This window comes from Streptomyces sp. NPDC026575, from assembly GCF_055567415.1.
On record NZ_JBVHQM010000036.1, the window covers coordinates 51,516 to 71,049 of the forward strand.

Annotated in this window: 14 protein-coding genes; 8 read left to right on the forward strand and 6 right to left on the reverse strand. The window is 71.1% G+C overall.

What is annotated here, in order from left to right:
* Positions 1-69 precede the first annotated feature (69 nt).
* Complete coding sequence (locus tag ACZ4NB_RS34345; protein ID WP_467666958.1) at positions 70-1,605, forward strand: alpha/beta hydrolase; 1,536 nt, start codon at positions 70-72, stop codon at positions 1,603-1,605.
* Between the two features lie 186 nt (positions 1,606-1,791).
* Here the strand turns inward: ACZ4NB_RS34345 and ACZ4NB_RS34350 are convergent, their stop codons facing one another.
* Entirely contained in the window at positions 1,792-2,940 is a 1,149-nt protein-coding gene (locus ACZ4NB_RS34350; RefSeq protein WP_467666959.1) for an SCO2400 family protein, read from the reverse strand.
* 601 nt (positions 2,941-3,541) lie between these two features.
* Here ACZ4NB_RS34350 and ACZ4NB_RS34355 point away from each other — a divergent pair.
* The 4 genes from ACZ4NB_RS34355 to ACZ4NB_RS34370 are packed head-to-tail and all read left to right on the forward strand — an operon-like array spanning position 3,542 to position 10,643.
* Positions 3,542-4,957 (forward strand): Dyp-type peroxidase, encoded by a 1,416-nt coding sequence (locus ACZ4NB_RS34355; protein WP_467666960.1) that lies wholly within the window; start codon positions 3,542-3,544, stop codon positions 4,955-4,957.
* A 6-nt stretch (positions 4,958-4,963) separates the two neighbouring features.
* Positions 4,964-7,090, forward strand: coding sequence for a flavin monoamine oxidase family protein (locus ACZ4NB_RS34360; protein WP_467666961.1), 2,127 nt, complete (start codon positions 4,964-4,966; stop codon positions 7,088-7,090).
* Complete coding sequence (locus ACZ4NB_RS34365) at positions 7,087-8,982, forward strand: alpha-keto acid decarboxylase family protein (protein ID WP_467666962.1); 1,896 nt, start codon at positions 7,087-7,089, stop codon at positions 8,980-8,982. Before ACZ4NB_RS34360 ends, ACZ4NB_RS34365 begins: the two co-directional genes overlap by 4 nt.
* Positions 8,979-10,643, forward strand: a complete 1,665-nt coding sequence (locus tag ACZ4NB_RS34370; protein ID WP_467666963.1) for a flavin monoamine oxidase family protein — start codon at positions 8,979-8,981, stop codon at positions 10,641-10,643. Before ACZ4NB_RS34365 ends, ACZ4NB_RS34370 begins: the two co-directional genes overlap by 4 nt.
* A gap of 108 nt (positions 10,644-10,751) precedes the next feature.
* Here the strand turns inward: ACZ4NB_RS34370 and ACZ4NB_RS34375 are convergent, their stop codons facing one another.
* Both ACZ4NB_RS34375 and ACZ4NB_RS34380 read right to left on the reverse strand, forming a co-directional pair.
* Positions 10,752-12,473 (reverse strand): acyl-CoA dehydrogenase family protein, encoded by a 1,722-nt coding sequence (locus tag ACZ4NB_RS34375; protein WP_467666964.1) that lies wholly within the window; start codon positions 12,471-12,473, stop codon positions 10,752-10,754.
* 82 nt (positions 12,474-12,555) lie between these two features.
* Complete coding sequence (locus ACZ4NB_RS34380; RefSeq protein ID WP_467666965.1) at positions 12,556-13,113, reverse strand: PadR family transcriptional regulator; 558 nt, start codon at positions 13,111-13,113, stop codon at positions 12,556-12,558.
* Between the two features lie 250 nt (positions 13,114-13,363).
* Here ACZ4NB_RS34380 and ACZ4NB_RS34385 point away from each other — a divergent pair, with 250 nt between their 5' ends.
* Positions 13,364-13,792: a DUF779 domain-containing protein gene (locus tag ACZ4NB_RS34385; protein WP_467666966.1), complete on the forward strand. Its 429-nt coding sequence runs from the start codon at positions 13,364-13,366 to the stop codon at positions 13,790-13,792.
* A 195-nt stretch (positions 13,793-13,987) separates the two neighbouring features.
* Here the strand turns inward: ACZ4NB_RS34385 and ACZ4NB_RS34390 are convergent, their stop codons facing one another.
* The 3 genes from ACZ4NB_RS34390 to ACZ4NB_RS34400 form a co-directional block, all read right to left on the reverse strand.
* The gene (locus ACZ4NB_RS34390; RefSeq protein WP_467666980.1) at positions 13,988-14,935 is read right to left on the reverse strand and encodes a DUF1444 domain-containing protein; all 948 of its coding nucleotides are present in this window, start codon (positions 14,933-14,935) and stop codon (positions 13,988-13,990) included.
* Between the two features lie 179 nt (positions 14,936-15,114).
* Positions 15,115-15,633, reverse strand: a complete 519-nt coding sequence (locus tag ACZ4NB_RS34395; RefSeq protein WP_467666967.1) for a lytic polysaccharide monooxygenase auxiliary activity family 9 protein — start codon at positions 15,631-15,633, stop codon at positions 15,115-15,117.
* A 50-nt stretch (positions 15,634-15,683) separates the two neighbouring features.
* Complete coding sequence (locus tag ACZ4NB_RS34400) at positions 15,684-16,724, reverse strand: LacI family DNA-binding transcriptional regulator (protein WP_467666968.1); 1,041 nt, start codon at positions 16,722-16,724, stop codon at positions 15,684-15,686.
* Between the two features lie 278 nt (positions 16,725-17,002).
* On the opposite strand from ACZ4NB_RS34400, the gene uriH reads away from it, so the two are divergent.
* Together uriH and uriT are read left to right on the forward strand one after the other, a co-directional pair.
* Positions 17,003-17,950, forward strand: a complete 948-nt coding sequence (gene uriH, locus ACZ4NB_RS34405; protein ID WP_467666969.1) for a uridine-preferring nucleoside hydrolase UriH — start codon at positions 17,003-17,005, stop codon at positions 17,948-17,950.
* Positions 17,947-19,428: a uridine transporter UriT gene (gene uriT / locus ACZ4NB_RS34410; protein ID WP_467666970.1), complete on the forward strand. Its 1,482-nt coding sequence runs from the start codon at positions 17,947-17,949 to the stop codon at positions 19,426-19,428. Before uriH ends, uriT begins: the two co-directional genes overlap by 4 nt.
* Positions 19,429-19,534: the final 106 nt, after the last annotated feature.

The following is a 19,534-nucleotide window of genomic DNA, read 5'->3' on the forward strand; positions in this document are numbered from 1 at the left end:
GGCTAGCCCCACCACCGTCGTCGGGCCTGCCGCATGGGCAAAGGGGGGCGGCTCAACAACCCTTGTCCTATGACGACTTGCCTCCGCAGACGCTCCGTTCACTTCCTTCGTCCGCTGCCTCTCCTCCTCACCCTCTCCGCCACCGCCGCCGCGATGACGCTGACCGCTGCCGCTCCCCCGAAGGCGCGGGCCGAGACTGCCGCCGCCGCACCCGGGCTCGGCTGGCGGTCCTGTGCGCAGCCCGGTGGGGCCGCCGGGCAGGAGTGTGCCGAGCTGCCGGTGCCGCTCGACTACCGCGATCCGAAGGGACCGCAGCTGACCGTGGCCGTGTCCCGTATCCGCAGCGATCGGCCGGCGGCGCGGCGCGGGACGCTGCTGATGATCCCCGGAGGACCGGGCGGCTCCGGGGTGGAGTGGCTGCGGCAGAAGGGGGAGGCGCTGCGGAAGAAGACGGCGGGCCGGTACGACATCGTCAGCTTCGATCCGCGCGGGGTGGGCGCCAGCACGACCGCGAGCTGTGGGCTCGACGCGGACGACCGGCATCTGGTGCATCTGCGGTCCTGGCCGAAGCCCGACGGCGGGATCGAGGAGAACGTCGCACGGTCGCGGCGGATCGCCGAGGCGTGCGCGCGTCACGGAGGCGCCGTGCTGCGCAGTCTCTCCACCGCGAACGAGGTGCGCGACATCGACCGCTTCCGCCAGGCGCTGGGCGAGGAGAAGCTGTCGGCCTGGGGCGTCTCGTACGGGACCTATGTGGGCGCCGTCTACGCGCAGAAGTACCCCCACCGCACCGACCGTTGGGTGCTGGACAGCAACGGCGACCCCGATCCGGCGCGGGTCGCACGGGGCTGGCTGGTGAACATGGCGGCGGGCGCCGACGACCGCCTCCCCGACTTCGCGGCCTGGGCGTCGGCCCCGGCCCGGGAGGCCGACGGCCTGCGGCTGGCCCAACGGCCCGAGGACATACGGCCGTTGATCCTCGCGCTGGCGGCGAAGTTGGACCGTACGCCGAAGGAGACGACGACGGCGGGTGTCCCGCTGACCGGCAACCGCCTGCGGCAGGCGCTGCAGAACGCCCTCTTCGACGATGTCTCCTTCGCCCCGCTGGCCCGGCTCGTCCAGGCGGCGCGGAACCCGGCCGAGAAGCCGGTCCTGCCCGCCGAGCTCGCCCAGCCCCTGCGGGACGAGGACGCCGCGGTCACCGTCGCGGTCATCTGCAACGACGTGCGCTGGCCGGGCTCGGTCTCCGGGTACCGGCGCGCGGTGGCCGACGACCGCGTTCGGCATCCGCTGACGGCCGGTATGCCGGCCAACATCACGCCCTGCGCCTACTGGAAGAACGCCCCCACGGAGCGGCCCACGCGGATAACCGCCGCGGGTCCGTCCAACATCCTGATGGTCCAGAACCGCCGGGACCCCGCCACCCCGTACTTCGGCGCCCTGAAGATGCGGCGGGCCCTCGGCGACCGGGCCCGCCTCGTCACCGTCGAGCGCGGCGGCCACGGCGTCTACCTCGACAACGGCAACGCCTGCGCCGACCGCAAGGTCACCGCGTTCCTCGCCACGGGCCAGCGCCCGGAGCGCGACATGAACTGCGGGCGATAGCCCGCCTCGGCGGCCCCGGGAGCGGAGTCCGAGCGGTGCCGGGCCGGGGCGGGACCAAGGTGGCGTCGGGGCGGCGCCAGGGCCGGGGTGGTGTGCCGCCCGTCAGCTGTCAGCCGTCAGCGCTCAGCCCGCGAGGGCAGCGGCTCGGGCCGACAGCAGCACGGGCGGGCGGCGGCAGGGAGGGCGTCAGCCGACGCACACGACGCCCAGCAGGCACACATGTGACGGCGACGCCGGGTCGGCCGACGGCGAGGTCGGCTCGGCGGTCGGCGTGGCCGCCGGCTCCTCGTGCGCGGAGGAGGAGCCGGTGTCGGAGTGCGAGCCGGATGCGGGGGCGGCTGCCGGCGCCGACCCGGCACCACCGGTGTCACCGCCGCCGTCGCCGCCGCCGTTCCCGGTGTGGGTGCTCGCGGCCGGCGCGGGCGCGCTGTGCGGCGCCGCGCTCGCAGGGGCGGAGGGCTGGGCGGTGAATCCGCCGTCGGGGTGCCGGTGCGTCGCGGTGGGCGGAGGCGTGGCGGCGCCGGTGTCCTTGTGCCGGTCGGCGGTCATGGGCGGACGCGCGCCGGGGTGCCGTGAAGCCCGCTCCTCCGGCTGCTCCGCCCCATCGGTGGCCAGGGGATGGGACTTGGCCGCACCCTCCGGGTCCGGCGCCGCGGACGCGTGCGTCTGGCCGTTGGACGCCTTGTCCGGCAGCAGAGCCACGGTCAGGGCACCGCCGGCGAGGGCGAAGGCCGTCGCCGCCACGGCGCGGCGCTTGTGCTTCTTCCAGCGTGCGAGCTGCCGGCGCCGGGCCGCCCGCCCCTGACCGGTGGCGGCGGCCGCCGGACCGCTCTCCGGACCGGCATCCGGGGCATCCGCGCGCGCGGCCTCTTCATAGCCGCCACCGTCCACCGGCGCGGCACCGGAGTGGAGACCACCGGCCTCGGATCCGGGAACCGCGGCCACCTCGGTCTGCCATGCGTCCCAGGCTTCCCACGTCGCCGCGGTGGCGGCCACGGAGCCGTCGCGGTGGACGTTCGGGGCTATGTCCGGGGCGTAATCACCGCATCCCGGGCATACGAGTGCCCCATTGAGGTTTCGACGGCACGACGAGCAGTAGTCCATCTGCGAGCTTTCTGTGCTGCGTCGCCAGGGACGCCGGCGATCTGTTTTCACGTTCGAACGCGGGGTCGAGCGGCCAGCAACGCTAACGGCACCCGCAGAAGACCGCAGGTAGAGGTTGTGACGCTTCCGTGGAGATTCTCTGCCGACCGCGCCGGCACTCCGGACATGTCTCGATGAATGCCGGGATGGGCCGCTGGACCTGGTGGCGCCCGGTGTGGTCCACGTCGGCATGAGGGCCCGCCACGGCGAGGCGGTGCCGTAGCGCCGACCGCGTTCACTTCTTCACGAGGTCCTTCACGAGGTCCTTCACGGCGTTCTTCACAAGGTTCCTCGCGATGTTCTTCGTCGCCTTGGCGGAGAGTGCCTTGGCGGTGTCGCAGAGCCGCTCGGCGGAGTGTGTTGTCCCGGCTGAACTGGAGTTCCACGTCGGCGTCGCCGTCCGGGGCCTCCCCGTCGCACTGCCAGTCGCCGAAACCGGGGTCCCTGCGTTCGGCCTCGACGCCGGGGACCTTCCCGTCACCGCGTCCGTCGCACGTCCGGTCGCGGCCGGTCACCGGGACGGGTGGTCCTGTACTCCGGTTGGCGCCGGTGCCTCTGCGGGGTGGCCGATCCGGTGCTGGGCTGGCGCCACAGGCCGTGCACCGGCTGGCTTTGGTGTGCCCTTGTGCTTCTTTCCCCATCCATGTCGCCGTCGGGTGCCGGGAGCCGGATGCGTGTGCGCGCGCATCCCCTCCTGCGCGCCTGGCATCCGAATTTCCAAAGGAGAGCAGTGACGACTATTTCAGCGCGCCCTGTGGCCGCGCCTGATATCGAGCAGCTTCCAGAACCACCGTTGCGCCGGTCCAGAGAAATCCAGGGCAATATCCTGGCCGCGTTCAACAAGGACTACATGGCTTTCCGCTATATGCGCTTCCCGGACGACGGCGGCGCGGGCGGCCGCGGCTGGCTGTCCGTCATGCTGAACACGGTCGCGGTGACCGCCGCGGTCGAGGATTTCAACGAGGAGTTCTCCCTCTCCCGCCGGGCCTGGGGCCAGGACCCGTCCCTCACCGCCACCTGGGTCGGGGTGTCGTTAACCTTCCCGGGCCTGCTCCAGGTCGTCCGCGAGCCCGACAGGGTGAAGCAGGACCTGGCACCCTTCGGGTCCTTCGTGAAAGGCGCGGCCGCGCGGGCGGCGGACCTCGGCGACCACGGTACGAGCGCCCCCGAGAACTGGCGGTTCGGCGCGGACGGCACCGCTGTGCACGCCGTACTGATCGTGGCCGCGGACACCGAATCCGCGCTGAACGACAAGCTCGGCAATATCGCCGCCGCGGATTCGGCGCACGGTGTGACGCTGGTCCATCAGGACGACGGCCGCACCCTGGCCGGCGATCTGCGCGGCCATGAGCACTTCGGCTACAAGGACGGCATCTCCCAGCCGGGCGTCAAGGAATTCCATCGCGAGGACCGGGACAATCCGGGATTCCGGGAGAACCGTCCGGGCGCCACCTTGGTCGAACCGGGCGAGTTCGTCTTCGGGCACAGGAGCGAGAGCGGAACCCCGCCCGAGGCGCCCTCGTGGATGGACAACGGATCCCTCCAGGTGGTGCGCCGGCTGCGGCAGGACGTCGCCGGCTGGAACGAGGCCGTGGTGCGCGAGGCGGGCACGTTCCAGCCGCACGCCGTCTCGCCCGATCTGCTGGGCGCGTGCCTGGTCGGCCGCAAGAAGGACGGTACGCCCCTCGCGCAGGGCCAGAACCCGGTGACCGGGGTGGGTCCGGGCGGCAACGACTTCACCTATGAGAACGACGGTGCGGGAAGACAGACCCCGTGCGCCGCGCATATCCGCAGAACCCATCCCCGGCACTTCGAGACCACCCAGCGGCACCGCATCATGCGCCGCGGCATTCCCTACGGCCCCGCGTACACGGGAGGCCATGACACGACGGACCGCGGTCTGATGTTCGTGTGCTACGGCACCTCGCTGGAGCGGCAGTTCGAGTTCGTACAGCGCGCCTGGTCGAACAACCCCGGTTTCGTTCCCGGCACGGAGGGCGCGCCCAACGGCATCGACAAGGTGACCGGCACCCTCAAGCAGGGCGCTGCCGGCAGCCCAGACGCCCATATCGTGCTGGCCGACGGCCATGAAGGCACCGTGTCGATGGACCGCTTCGTACAGACCACCGGTGCCGTATACGCCTTCACCCCCTCCCTTTCGACTTTGCGGCGGCTCGCCGCGAACCAGTCCCTGCACGAGAAGGTCTGAGCCGCCATGACCAAGAACCGCCCTGACATCCGCGATGAGCGCACCGGCGTCGAGCGCGCCAACGACAAGACCTACCAGCAGCTGGCCCGCGAACTGCTGCTGGTCGGCCCCGATCCGGGCAACGAGGACCTCAAGCTGCGCTACCTCGACGTCCTGATCGACAAGGGACTGACACCCCCCGTCTCCCCCAAACGCATCCTGATCGTCGGCGCCGGCATCGCCGGCCTGGTAGCCGGTGATCTGCTCACCCGCGCCGGACACGATGTGACGATCCTGGAGGCCAACGCCAACCGGGTCGGCGGCCGGATCAAGACCTTCCACACCAAGAAGGGCCAGCCGCCGCCCTTCACCGACCCCGCGCAGTACGCGGAGGCCGGGGCGATGCGGCTGCCCAGCTTCCACCCGCTGACCCTGGCCCTGATCGACAAGCTCGGCCTGAAGCGGCGGCTGTTCTTCAACGTCGACATCGATCCGTCGACGGGCAACCAGACCGCGCCCGTGCCGCCGGTGGTCTACAAGTCGTTCAAGGAAAACACGGTCTGGACGAACGGCGCGCCCAGTCCCAAGTTCAAGGAGCCGGTCAAGCGCAACCACACCTGGATCCGCACCAACCGCTCCCAGGCCCGGCGCGCCCAGTACGCCCAGGACCCGTCCCAGATCAACGAGGGCTTCCAACTCACCGGCTGCGAAGCGCGGATGACCGTCGGCGACATGGTCAACCAGGCCCTGGAGCCGGTGCGCGACTACTACTCCGTACGGCAGGACGACGGCACGCGGGTCAACAAGCCCTTCAAGGAGTGGCTGGACGGCTGGGCCGCGGTCATCCGCGACTTCGACGGCTATGCGATGGGCCGCTTCCTGCGCGAGTACGCCGGGTTCAGCGACGAGGCCATCGAGGCGATCGGGACGATCGAGAACATGACGTCGCGACTGCACCTGGCGTTCTTCCACAGCTTCCTGGGCCGCAGCGACATCGACCCGACCGCCACGTACTGGGAGATCGAGGGCGGCAGCCGCAAGCTCCCGGAGGCGCTCGCCAAGAACCTGCGGGACGAGATCGTGATGGGCCAGCGGATGGTCCGGCTGGAGTACTACGACGCGGGCCGCGACGGCCACCAGGGCGGGCTCACCGGGCCCGGCGGCCCCGCCGTCGCCATCCAGACCGTGCCCGAGAGCGACCCGTATGGCGAGGTGCAGACCTGGACCGGCGACCTGGCGATCGTCACCATCCCCTTCTCCAGCCTGCGGTTCGCCGCCGTCTCGCCGGCGTTCTCCTACAAGAAGCGCCGCGCCATCATCGAGACGCACTACGACCAGGCCACCAAGGTGCTGCTGGAGTTCTCGCGCCGCTGGTGGGAGTTCACCGAGGCGGACTGGAAGCGGGAGCTGGACGCCGTCGCGCCGGGTCTGTACGAGTACTACCAGCAGTGGGGCGAGGACGACGCCGAGGCCGCGGTGGCGCTGCCCAAGAGCGTGCGCGATCTGCCGACCGGGCTGCTCGGTGCGCATCCGAGCGTCGACGAGAAGCGGATCAGCCGCAAGCAGGTGGAGTACTACCGGAACTCCTCGCTGCGCGGCGGGGTGCGGCCGGCCACCAACGCCTACGGCGGCGGTTCCACCACCGACAACCCCAACCGCTTCATGTACTACCCCTCCCACCCCGTTCCCGGGAGCCCCGGAGGCGTGGTGCTGGCCGGCTACTCCTGGTCGGACGACGCCGCCCGCTGGGACTCCTTCGAGGACCACGAGCGCTACGGCTACGCCCTGGAGAACCTCCAGTCCGTGCACGGCCGCCGGATCGAGGTCTTCTTCACCGGCGCCGGCCAGACCCAGAGCTGGCTGCGCGACCCGTACGCCTGCGGTGAGGCCGCGGTCTACACCCCGCATCAGATGACCAGCTTCCACCTCGACGCGGTACGGGCCGAGGGGCCGGTGCACTTCGCCGGTGAGCACGTCTCGCTCAAGCACGCCTGGATCGAGGGTGCGGTGGAGTCGGCGGTACGCGCCGCCCTCGCCGTCAACGAGGCCAACGCGGCCGAGGAGGTCGTCGCCGGGCTGGCCGCGGCGCCCCAGGAGCGCCGGTCCGCCGCCGCGGCACCGGACCGTAAGCGCGAGGAGGTGCTGACGTCATGACCACGTCCCAGACCTGCACGGTGGCCGAGTACCTGGCCATCAGGCTGGAACAGCTCGGCATCACCCATCTGTTCGGGGTCCCGGGCAACCACCTGGGCCCGTTCCTTACGACCCTGCACGCCAAGACCAAGGTGCGCTGGGTGGGCACGCCCACCGAGGGCGGCGCGGGACAGGCCGCGGACGCCTATGCGCGGGTGAAGGTCGCCGATGCGGAGATCTCGCTCGGCGAGCAGGGCATCGGCGCGGTGGCGGTCACCTACAGCGTGGGCGCGTTCAACCTGCTCAACGCGATCGGCGGCGGCTTCGCCGAGTATGTGCCGCTGATCGCGATCAACGCCGGGCCCACCTACGAGCAGTGGCTCAACCAGCGGGCGATCGGCCTGCTCACCTCGCATATGTCCCAGCGCCCGGAGAGCAACCTGGACGTCTACCGCCAGGTGACGGTGGACGCCCAGGCCATCTCCCACCCGGGCCTGGCCCCCACCCAGATCGACAGCGCGATCACCGCCTGCCTCTCGCACCGCAGGCCGGTCTATCTGGAGGTCATGGAGGACGTCTGGGAGGCGCGGTGCGCCGCGCCGCGCGGGCGTCTGACCCGGCAGCAGCGGCCGGTCACCCCGCAGAACGCGAAGATGCTCGACCGCGCGGTCACGGCCTGCGCGGACCTGATCCGGAGCCAGGAGAAGCCCCCGATCCTGTGGGCCGGCGAGGAGATCGACCGTTTCCGGCTGTCCGACGAGTTCGAGAAGCTGGTGCGCGAGACCCGCATCCCGTTCTGCACCACCATCGGCGCCAAGTCCGTGGTCTCGGAGTACACCCCGGGTTTCTCCGGGGTCTACAACGGCAAGGCAAGCGATCCGAGCGTGGCCGAAATGTTCCACAACGCGGGCTGCCGCATCGGGCTGGGCACCTGGGCGACCTCGAAGAACCTCGGCGGCAAGCGGTCGATCGGCGACGACTGGGCGGTCGCCGCCCACGAGGGGGTGCAGGTCGGCGCCTCGTACTTCCCCGATGTGCAGCTCGCCGAGTTCATCCCCGCGCTGCGCCGGCGCCTGGTCCTGGACTTCGGCGCCGGCGCGTTCGAGGCGGACCACTTCGCCCTGGCGCGCAAGGACGGACTCGACGTCCCCGCGACCACCACCGCCTTCCTGGACGCCCAGATCGGCGGGGTGTACCCGGAGAACGTGACGTACGACAGCTTCTTCCGGCACATCAACGCCTTCCTGGAGTCGCAGACCGGCGAGCCTCCGGGCGAGCGCACCCATCCGTTCACCGTCGTGTCCGACGCGGCGTTCGCGCTGATCGGGTCGATGAATCTGCGGATGGCCGAGCGCGCCTCGTACGTGGCGCAGAACAGCTGGCTGTCCATCGGCTACTCGGTCGGCGCGGCCACCGGGGTGGCGCTCGGCCGGCAGCACGCGGGCAAGCGGCCGCTGGTCTTCGTCGGCGACGGCTCGTTCCAGGAGACCTGCCAGGAGATGTCCACCCATGTGCGGCACGGTCTGCGCCCGGTGGTGTTCGTCCTGGACAACGAGGGCTTCTACGGCATCGAGCAGATGCTGGTCCATCCCTGCTTCTACAAGGAGGGGACGCCGCCCCCGCCGTCCGACGGCGCCGACTTCTACAACGAACTGCACCCGTGGCGGTACGAGAACCTGGCGGACGTCTTCGGCTCCGCCAAGCACCCGATGCACGGCTTCGCCGTCCGTACGCACGACCAGCTCGAAGAGCTGCTCCAGCAGATCGCCGAGCCCACCGACCCGATCAACCAGGGTCCGGTCGTCGTACGGGTGCAGTTCGAGCGCCGGGACTACCCCGAGGCGCTCAAGTACAAGATCGCCGAGAACTGTCCGCCGCCCGGCGGCGCACCGTCGGAAGGGAGCGCGGCATGACCGACTCGAAGAAACAGCGACGCGGCGCGGCGGACGCCACCGTCGACGGCTCCGCGAAGGCGCTCCGGCACGCCATGAGCGGTCTGTCCGGACCGGAGGCCACCGGCTGGACGGGGACCGTACGGCCCGAGGGCTGCCCCGGCGAGGGCGAGAAGGTGCTGATCCTGGGCGCCGGCGTCGCGGGCCTGACCGCCGCCTACGAACTGAGCATGCTCGGCTACCAGGTCACCGTCCTGGAGGCGCAGGACCGCGTCGGCGGCCGCAACCGCACCGCGCGCCGGGGCGACGAGCTCTATGAGCTCGACGAGAAGGGCGACGTCACCCACACGCACACCTGCGCGTTCGACGAGGGCCTGTACCTCAACCTCGGGCCCGGCCGGATCCCGTACCACCACCGCCGGGTGCTCAAGTACTGCCGGGACTTCGGTGTGGAGCTGGAGCCGTACGTCATGGAGACCACGGCGAACCGCGTCCGCCCGCCGGGTGCCGAGGTCACCTGGCCCAACCGGCGGGTGGCCAACGACACCCGCGGCCATCTCGCGGCGAAGTTCTCCGAGACGCTGATGAGCACGGACGCCTTCACCGGCGAACTGCGGGACCTGCTGCGGGTGTTCGGCGCGCTGGACACCAACGGCAAGTACCGCGGCTCCACCCGTTCCGGATACCTGGACGGGCCCGGCATCGAGGAGTGGCCCCAACCGGCCCCTCCGCTGTCGTTCGAGGACCTGGTGCACTCGGGCTTCTGGAAGGCGCGTTTCTACCAGCCCGTCGACTATCTGTGGCAGGCCACGATGTTCCAGCCGGTCGGCGGCATGGACCACATCGTCAAGGCGCTGGCGCGGGAGGCCAAACGGGCCGGCGCGAAGATCGTGCTCGGCGCCGGGATCCGTGAGATCGAGCTCGACCCACGCGGCCTCGGCGTCGCCCTCACCTACCGCAAGGGCGAGGGCGAGTTCCACGACAGCGCCCGCTACTGCGTCAGCAACATCCCGATCCCGGTGCTGCGCAAGCTCAAGCTGACCCGCTTCTCCGATGCCTTCCTCAAGGCGATCAAGGTCGTGGATTTCGAGAAGACCTGCAAGGTCGGCTGGCAGGCGAACCGCCGCTTCTGGGAGGGCGACCTCGACAGCTGCGACGACACCGAGGGGATCTACGGCGGCATCAGCTGGACCGGGCACAACATCACCCAGATGTGGTATCCGTCCCACGACTACTTCTCGGACAAGGGCACCCTGACCGGCGCCTACAACTTCGGGAGCGCCGCCGAGACCCTCGGCAAACGCGCACCGGACAAGCGTCTGGAGCTGGCCCGCAAGGGCGCCGTCGAGCTGCATCCGGAATTCGCGGACAAGAAGCTCGTCCCCGACGAGCTGGGCGTCTCCATCGCCTGGCACAAGGTGCCCTACCAGCTGGGCGGCTGGGCGGCCTGGAAACCCAAGGAGGCAAGCCACAAGAAGGCGTACCGGCAGCTGCTGCAGCCCGAGGGCACCGACGCGTTCTTCGTCACCGGCGACCAGGTCTCGCCGCTGCCCGGATGGCAGGAGGGCGCCATGATGTCGGCCCACTACGTCACCCAGCAGATCCTGGGCATCATGCCCCTGAGCGCGCCGGAGGAGGTGGCCGTTCCGGACTCGGTCGCGCTGACGCAGGGTCTGTTCTGATCGGTTCGGGGTCTGTAGCCAGGTCCGTTCCGACCGGTTCCGGGGGGCCGGGTCGCCGATGTGCTCGGCCGATCCGGCCCCCCGTTCCGGGCCGCTGCCCGGGGGCGGCTACGGCGCCATCTCGTACGCCCCGGCCAGGGCCTCGACGCGCTCCCAGACGCGCTGCGAACGGGCGTCGTCGACGACCGGGCGGCGGACCGCGCCCAGCGCCCAGCGCTGCTGTTCGGCGGTGGCGGAGTCCTTGCCGTGCAGCTCGACGGCGTGCGTGGAGAAGTCGCGTACGAGGACGGCGAACAGCTCGTCGAGCACGTCCTGCTCAAGGCCGGTCAGGCGGGCCTGCTCCAGGATCAGCTGGCCGTGCACGACCAGCGCGAACAGCTGGCCGACGGCGAGCAGCAGATCGAGGTCGCGGCTCTGCTGCTCGTCGGGGGCGGCGGTGGTGACGAACTCGCACAGCGCGTCGGCCTGTTCGCGGAAGCGGGCGACGTTGGGCACCTCGGCGTAGGCGTCGTAGGCGGCGCGCCAGTCGTGGAAGCGGATGGCGCCCAGCCCGCGGGCCGGTCCCTGCCGGAAGAGGAAGTCGTCGTCGGCCGCGTCGAGACGGGTCGGCACGGGCGCGTACTCGGCCGGGTTGAGCAGGTGGTTGCCCATGAACTTCAGGATCAGGGCGAGGTTGACGTGGACCGTGCCCTCCAGCTTCGGCAGGCCCCGGATCTCGGTGGCGGCCTGGGCGAAGTAGGTGTCCTTCTCGAAGCCCTTGGCGGCGATCACGTCCCACATCAGGTCGATGACCTTCTCGCCCTCGGTGGTCACCTTCATCTTCGTCATCGGGTTGAAGAGGAGGTAGCGGCGGTCGTCGGGACCGGCGGAGCGGAAGTAGTCGACGGCCCGGTCGCTGAACAGCTTCATCCCGACGAGGCGGACATAGGCGTCGGTCAGCTCGCGGCGCACGTGCGGGAAGGCGGTGACCGGACGGCCGTAGAGGATGCGGTTCTGCGCGTGGGTGACCGCCTCGTACATCGCGTGCTCGCAGATGCCGATGGAGGCGGTGCAGAGGTTGAACTTGCCGACGTTGACGGTGTTGAGGGCGGCGTCGAAGGCCGCGCGGCCGGTGTGCAGGATGTCGTCCGGCCCGACCGGGTAGCGCTCCAGGCGGAACTCGCTGACGTACTTGGAGGAGTCGACGACGTTCTTGACCAGCTGGTACGCCGCGTGGCGGCTGTCGGCGGCGAAGAAGACATAGCCGTCCGGGCCCTCGACGTCGGTGCGGCGGCCGAAGACGGAGACGAGCCCGGCGGCGTTGCCGTTGCCGATGTAGTACTTGGAGCCGCTGGCCAGGAAGCCGCCGTCGCCGTCGGGCTCCAGCAGCATGTCGGTGGAGTAGATGTCGGCGCCGTGGGTCTTCTCGGACAGGCCGAAGGCGAACACCTCGCCCTGGTCGAGGAGTTCGGCCGCCCGGCCGCGGGCGGCGGCGTTGTCGCTCTGCCAGACCGGGCCGAGGCCGAGGATGGTGACCTGCCAGGCGTACCAGTAGTCGAGGCCGTAGAAGCCGAAGATCTCGTTGAGGGCGGCGATCCGGGCGGTGTCCCAGCGCTTGTCCTGCTGCCCGTCGGCGGCGGAGGCGGGCGTGAGGAACGTCGCGAACAGCCCTTCCTTGGCGGAGAACGCCAGGAAGTCCGCCAGCCAGGCGCGGGAGCGGTAGTCCTCGATCAGCCGGCGCTTGCCGCGCTCCTCGAACCAGTCCACGGTGGCGCGCAGCAGCCTGCGGGTCTCGGGGTCGAAGTGCGCCGGGTCGTAGGTGCGCGGGTTGAACAGCAGCGGGTCGGCCATGGGTGTTCGCCTTTCCGGCTCGGGAGTTGGGGCGGGGAAACGGAGGCTGGGAAGTCGGATGGGTCGGGGACGGGGCGCCGGTTCAGCGCTGAGAGCCGAGCCGGCGGAGGGTGGCGAGGACGTCGTCGAGCCAGGCGAGGGTCATCCGCTCGTAGGCGATCCCGCCGCGCAGCACGACGTGCTGGAGCTCCTGCCCGGCGTCCAGCGGGTCGGGGGCCTCGGGGCCGGTGAAGTCGCGCCGCTCCCCCGCGAGATAGTGCGCGAGGCGGTCGGTGTGCGCCTGGTGGTGCCGCTCGACCTCGCGGATCAGCGCGGCGGGGTCGTCGAAGGCCGCGCCGCGGATCTTCACCGCGAGCTCGTGCCGGACGCTCTCGGGCTCGATCGGCTCGTGCAGCCACTGGGAGAGGGCGGTCCGGCCCAGGGCCGCGACGGAGTACTCCTTCTTGTCCGGCCGGCCCTGCTGCGGCACCTCGCGGACATCGATCCAGCCGTCGCTCTCCATCCGCTTCAGGACGCGGTAGATCTGCTGATGGGTGGCGGTCCAGAAGTAGCCGATGGAGCGCTCGAACCGCCGGGACAGCTCATAGCCCGAGCCCGGCTTCTCCAGCAGGGAGACGAGGATCGCGTGTTCGAGCGCCATACCCCGATACTTCTATGCAACGAGTTGCATAGACAAGGGGCACCGCCCGGGTGAGACACGGCTCACCCGCCCGCACGGCCCCGCCGTGGGGTGCAACCACCTCGCAACCTTGCCGGGAGTTAACTGGGCGGGGCCCATCGGCGGCCCGGTGGTCATGATCCGGCCGGTCAGGACAGGAGAGGCACATGTACCGCTGTGAGACGAGGAACCCGCAGGCCAGCTGCTTCGGCACCACGCCGGGCCGGTTCTGATGGGCTGCGGCGACGGGTGGGAGGCGGCCGCCCCCACGACCGGGGTGGCCGAGGGTGCCTCGCGCATCGCCCTCAGCGCGGCGGCGAGCGAACTGCTGCGGCTGCTGCGCGATCAGCACGGGCCGCTGATGTTCCACCAGTCCGGTGGCTGCTGCGACGGCAGCGCGCCGATGTGCTACCCCGCCGGGGAGTTCCGTACGGGGTCGGCGGATGTGCTGCTGGCCCGGCTGAGCGTGGCGGGGGTGCCGGAGCCGGTGGGGTTCTGGATGTCGGCGGACCAGTTCGAGCGCTGGCGGCACACGCATCTGACCGTGGACGTCGTACCGGGGCGGGGCAGCGGCTTCTCGCTGGAGGCGCCCGAAGGGGTCCGCTTCCTGATCCGCTCGCGGCTCTTCAGCGACGAGGAGCGGGCCCGGCTCGGGGACTGAGGCGGCGGCCCGCGGGCAGTGGTGAGGCCCCACGCACGGGGGAGAGCGTGGGGCCTCACTTAGACAAACGGGCGTCGGACGGCATCGGTTCCCCCGCGGTGGAGATTCGGCAAGAAAATCTTGTACGGGACGTGCGCGGGGGCGTCGCCCGAGCAGGGCCGCGGCCCGGTCGGCGGTCGGCGCCCTGTCCGGCGGTCAGGGCTCGTCCTGGACCAACCGGTCCAGCAGCTCCTGGAAGTCCCCGCTCACCACGATCCGCAGCCCCTCGCCGTCCGGCTCGCTCAGCGGGGTCATCACGCCCCGGCGCCACCAGAACACCCTGGGGCTGATGGCGCCCGCCGCGTCCTCGTGGCCGGCCGCCGCGAACTGCGCCATGGCCTGCAACGCCGGGATGACCTGGGCGTCGTGGATGCGGTGGAACGCCAGCTGGTGCCGGAAGGGCATGGCGACCAGCGCACCGTCCGCGGTGAGCCCGGTGCCCATGATCCGCTGCACCAGCTCGTCGAGCACCAGGACCCGGCTCGCGGTGAAGAAGGAGTCGCCGAGCAGCACCTCGAACGCCGAACCGTCGCCGCGGCGCACCGTCTCATGCCCCTCGACGGGCAGCGCCCGCAGATTGTTCATCGCCCGGATGCGCAGCTCGGCCACGTCGCCGAGGTCGGTCAGCGAGTCCTCGCTCAGCATCTGCACTGCCTCGGGCAGGTCGAGGGCGAGCACCTCGCGCAGCCCCGGCGCCGGCTCCCGGCCGTAGCGGAAGGAGTCCGAGGCCGGCAGCGTCTCCTGGGCGACGACCCGGGGGTAGAGGCAGGCCCGGATCTCGTCCTCGCTGAGGATCTCCAGCGGCTGCGGGCCGTCCATCGTCCGCAGCACCTTTCCGACGTGATCCCGGATCAGCGCGGGCCAGCTGCGCTCGCCGCGCCGGTCGCGATGGCACACCGCGGCGAGGTTGCCGAGGCCGAACTGGCGGCCCGCGGAGTCGGCGACCAGGCCCGCGTACACGGTCACTTCGAGGCCCTGTTCCGCGAACGCCTGGCGGACCTGTGATCTGAAGACGCCGCCTTCCCGCTCGGAGAAGAAGCCGAACTCCCCGTCGCGTGCCAGTTCGCGGGAATCCCGCTTCGGTCCTCGGCGGAACAGGCCCATCTCTTCCTCCTGGCAGCGGCCACCCACATCGGCCATGAATGGGCCGATCGTAACGGGTGTACCCACCGCCCTCGTCGCCCTGCTGACTGCCGCTCACCGCACGGACCGGCTCAGGACGACGAGGTGGTGGGGACGTCGGGGGACGTCAAGGGGTGCGCCCGAGGGGGGAGGGGCTTTCTTCAGCCGCCGATATTGACGTCGATGCAGGCGTAGAAGGCGTTCGCGGTGTCGGCGATGTTCCAGACCGCGAGAATCTTCTGCTTGCCGGTGATGCCGCCGAAGTTGACGGTGTGGGTGACGGTCTCGGGCGGCCGGGCGCCGCCGTCGTTGAACTCCGCGACCTTTTTGCCGCCGACGAAGTACTGCCAGGTGCTGGTGGAATGACGTGCCGTCAATTTCCAGCTGAAGGTCTGCGAGCTGCCGACCGGGGTGACCTGCCAGCCCTTGGAGTCGTCGTCGAGATCGGCGAACTGGCTGTTCCCGCCGCTGCAACTGGTCAGCCCCTTGGGGCCTTCCACGCTCTGCGGCTCCCATTTGATCGGTCCGCAGTCGATGGTGCCGGCGGCGCACTGCGCCTGCCGGCTGGGGGGCGAGGAGACATATCCGTGGGCGCTGGCCGGGCTCACCGGCAAGGTGACGACGAGCAGCGGGGCGATTCCCGCACCGATGGCGAGGGCCAGCCTTCTTTTCCTGTCCATGTCAACCCTTTCGCGAGGGGGGTGAAGAACGCGAGGGTGAGGTGATTGGTCTAGACTTTACTCGCTGACCGCGTACGGTCAAGAGGTCGCGGGTCCGGCACGCTGGAGGCGCGGACGACGAGTCGGGGTGCGAGCCGGACCGTATGCCGCGGGCCCGGGTCTCCCCCGGCCGGCCGGCGGGCCAGCAACCGGGCGGCCTCGGCGGCCAGTTCACCGACCGGCTGGCGGACGGTGGTCAGCGCGGGGTCCGCGAGACCGGCGAGCGGGATGTCGTCGAAGCCGGTGACGGCGACCTCGCCCGGCACATCCGCGCCCAGCTGCCGCAGCCGTTGCAGCGCACCGGCCGCGATCAGGTCGTTGGCGCAGACCACGGCGTCCGGCCGGGACGGCCAGAGGCGGTCGACGGCGGCCCGGCCCCACTCCACGGAGAAGTCGCCGAGCGCACTGCGCCCGGGCGCCCCCGGGTCCAGGGCCGCGGCGCCCGCCTCGTAGGCGGCACGGCGCTCGACGGCCGTCGACGCGGTTCCGGCCGCACCGATGAAGGACGGGCGGCGGCGGCCGGTGGCGGCCAGATGCTCCAGCACCAGGGCCATACCGGCCGCGTTGTCGACGGCGACGGAGTCGGCGACGCCGGGGCCGCAGCCGCGGTCCAGCAGCACCAGCGGGACCTGGGCGGCCGCGGCGGCCACCGCCTCCCGGCTGCGCCGTTCGTCGACCGGTATCAGCAGCAGGGCATCGACCCGCCGGCTCAGCAGGGCGGCGATCCGGGCCGCCTCGGTCTCCGGGTCGTCGTCGCAGTCGGCGAGGAGCACCGCCCGCCCCTCGGCGTGCAGGGCGTGCTCCAGCTCCCGGACGAGGGTGGGGAAGAAGGGGTTGGTGATCTGCGGCAGGACGAGTCCGACGGTCCCGGTGGAGCGGCTGCGCAGGGCCCTGGCCACGTGGTTGGGGCGGTAGCCCAGGCGCTCGGCCGCCTCGCGCACGGTGCGGGCGGTCTCGGCGCCGACCGGGCGGGTGCCGGCCAGCACGCGGGAGACCGTGGCGATGGAGCAGCCCGACGCCAGCGCGACGTCCTTCAAGGTGACTTCGGCCACGGTGGGGCGCCCTTCGCGTCGAGCCGTTACCGGCATGAGGGCGGCCACCGTACCGGATGGGGGCGGCAAACGTTATCACCGCTCACACACCGTGCCACCAGGGCGGATCAATGCGCGCGAAACCGGTCGGATGGCTCACATTCCGTTGACATCGGGAGGCGGAATGAGCCAAATTCTCGGAGAACGTTTTCCCGCGGCAGCAGCCCCCTGCGGCGCTCCCAGAGACTTCACCCGGCACCCCCCGCACCACCGTTCCGCAGAGCAAAGGGGCTCTTCCGTTGGCCAGAAAGATCATCCTCGACTGCGACCCGGGGCATGACGATGCGATCGCCATGCTCCTGGCGCATGGAAACCCCGACGTCGAGCTGGTCGCCGTGACGACCGTGGTCGGGAACCAGACGCTGGAGAAGGTGACCCGCAACGCCCTGTCCGTGGCGCGGATAGCCGGGATCACGGGCGTCCCCTTCGCGGCCGGCTGCCCCCGTCCGCTCGTGCGGGACATCGAGACCGCACCGGACATCCACGGCGAGACCGGTCTCGACGGCCCGGAGCTGCCCGAGCCCGCCATGGAGCTGGACCGCCGGCACGCGGTGGACCTGATCATCGACACGGTGATGGCGCACGAGCCCGGCGAGATCACCCTCGTGCCGACCGCGGGCCTGACCAACATCGCCATGGCCGTGCGCAAGGAGCCGCGGATCGCCGAGCGGGTGCGCGAGGTCGTACTGATGGGCGGCGGCTACCACGAGGGCAACTGGAGCGCGGTCGCCGAGTTCAACATCAAGATCGACCCCGAGGCCGCCCATATCGTCTTCAACGAGAAGTGGCCGGTCACGATGGTCGGCCTGGACCTCACGCACCAGGCGCTGGCCACTCCCGAGGTCGAGGAGAAGATCGCCGCGGTCGGCACCAAGCCGGCCACCTTCGTGCTGGAGCTGCTGGAGTTCTTCCGTGCGGCCTACCGGGAGAACCAGGGCTTCGACCACCCGCCGGTGCACGACCCGTGCGCGGTGGCGTACGTCATCGACCCGGACGTCATGACGGTGCGCAAGGCCCCGGTGGACATCGAACTGCGGGGCGCGCTGACCCTCGGCATGACCGTGGCGGACTTCCGTGCGCCCGCGCCGGCCGACTGCACCACCCAGGTCGCGGTCAAGCTCGACCACGAGCGGTTCTGGAACCTCGTCGTGGACGCGCTGGAGCGGATCGGCGACGTCACCGCATGAGCGTCTCCACCACTCAGGGCCCGCTCGCCCCGGCGGGCGGCACCGGATCCGGCGTCCGCACCGGCGTCCTGCTCACCGCCCTGCTCGCGGCGTGCTTCGCCTTCCAGCTCAACGCCAGCATGCTCAGCCCCGCGCTGAAGAACATCGAGGACACCCTCGGCGCCAGCTCCGCCGAGATCGGCCTCACCCAGACCGCGTTCTTCACCTCGGCGGCGCTGTTCTCGCTGTTCCTGCCGAGGCTGGGCGATGTCATCGGCCGCCGCCGGGTACTGGCCGGCATGCTCGGCCTGATGGTCGTCGGCTGTGTGATCGCCGCGCTGGCGACCAGCGTGCCGATGCTGTTCGCGGGCCGCGTCATCCAGGGCGTGTGCGGTCCGGTCGTCCCGCTGTGTCTGATCATGCTGCGGGTCGAGGTGTCGGAGCCGAAGCGGTACGGCACCCTGCTCGGCGTGATCACCGCGGTCAACGGCGGCATCGCCGGTGTCGACTCGCTCGCCGGCGGCTACCTCGCCGACCACCACGGCTTCGGTTCGGTCTTCTGGGCGATGGCGGTCGTGGCGGGCCTCGCCGCCGTCCTCGTCGCCACCCTCACCCCGGAGTCCAAGGCACCCGTCCTGGACGCGGCCGGGAAGCCCGCGGCCCAGGGGTCGGGCGCCCGCCGGATGGACTGGCCCGGCGTCGCCCTGCTCGTCGTCTCGGTCGGCTCGCTGCTGACCGCGCTCAACGAGGCGGGCAAGCTCGCCGCGGCCGACTGGACGCTGATCGCCGTACTGGTCGTCGTGGCCGCGGCCGCCTTCGCCCTGTTCTGGCGCACCGAGAACCGCAGCGGCCACCCGCTGGTCGCCACGCGGCATCTCAAGCAGCGCGCCACCTGGGCCACCCTGCTGACCACCGTGCTCACCATGACCGGCGTCTTCGCCGTGATGAACGGGCTGATTCCCGCCTTCGCCCAGGACGCCCAGGCCGGTCTCGGGATGAGCGCCGAGCAGTCCGCGTGGTGGACGCTGTCGCCGTACGCGCTGGCCGGACTGGCCATGGGCCCGCTGGCCGGCCGTCTCGCGGCCACCTACGGCTACCGCCGCGTCCTGCGGTTCGGGCTGGTCGGCTCGGTGGCGACGGTGGTGCTGATGCTGCTGACGATGCACAGCCACTCGCAGATCCTGCTGCTGGTGACCTCCATCCTGGTGGGCATCGCCTACGCGGGCGTGGCGAACATCGTCCTCAACGGGCTCGGCATCGTGCTCTCCCCCAGCGACAACCCGGGCTTCCTGCCCGGTCTGAACGCGGGCGCGTTCAACCTCGGTGCGGGGTTGAGCTTCGCGGCCCTCTACGCGGTCAAGACCGCCGCCGCCCCGGCGGACCCGTCGTCGCCCGGTGGCTACACCGCCGGCATGATCGCCGGTGTGCTCATCCTGGCCGCGGCCATCGCCGCCTCCTTCCTGATCCCGAAGCCGGTGGCGGCCGAAGCACAGGACTGAGGCACGCCGTACGCGCACGAGGGGCCGCCCGCCGACCGGTGACATCCGGTCGGCGGGCGGCCCTTTGTGCGGTCGCGACCTGCTCGATGGCCACCGTGGCCGGGCG

Excerpts from the sequence above, each read along its gene's own strand:
- ACZ4NB_RS34345 (WP_467666958.1), top strand. The coding sequence starts at position 70 with ATGACGACTTGCCTCCGCAGACGCTCCGTTCACTTCCTTCGTCCGCTG.
- ACZ4NB_RS34350 (WP_467666959.1), bottom strand. The coding sequence starts at position 2,940 with ATGCCGACGTGGACCACACCGGGCGCCACCAGGTCCAGCGGCCCATCC.
- ACZ4NB_RS34360 (WP_467666961.1), top strand. The coding sequence starts at position 4,964 with ATGACCAAGAACCGCCCTGACATCCGCGATGAGCGCACCGGCGTCGAG.
- ACZ4NB_RS34365 (WP_467666962.1), top strand. The coding sequence starts at position 7,087 with ATGACCACGTCCCAGACCTGCACGGTGGCCGAGTACCTGGCCATCAGG.
- ACZ4NB_RS34370 (WP_467666963.1), top strand. The coding sequence starts at position 8,979 with ATGACCGACTCGAAGAAACAGCGACGCGGCGCGGCGGACGCCACCGTC.
- ACZ4NB_RS34375 (WP_467666964.1), bottom strand. The coding sequence starts at position 12,473 with ATGGCCGACCCGCTGCTGTTCAACCCGCGCACCTACGACCCGGCGCAC.
- ACZ4NB_RS34380 (WP_467666965.1), bottom strand. The coding sequence starts at position 13,113 with ATGGCGCTCGAACACGCGATCCTCGTCTCCCTGCTGGAGAAGCCGGGC.
- ACZ4NB_RS34385 (WP_467666966.1), top strand. The coding sequence starts at position 13,364 with ATGGGCTGCGGCGACGGGTGGGAGGCGGCCGCCCCCACGACCGGGGTG.
- ACZ4NB_RS34390 (WP_467666980.1), bottom strand. The coding sequence starts at position 14,935 with ATGGGCCTGTTCCGCCGAGGACCGAAGCGGGATTCCCGCGAACTGGCA.
- ACZ4NB_RS34395 (WP_467666967.1), bottom strand. The coding sequence starts at position 15,633 with ATGGACAGGAAAAGAAGGCTGGCCCTCGCCATCGGTGCGGGAATCGCC.
- uriT (WP_467666970.1), top strand. The coding sequence starts at position 17,947 with ATGAGCGTCTCCACCACTCAGGGCCCGCTCGCCCCGGCGGGCGGCACC.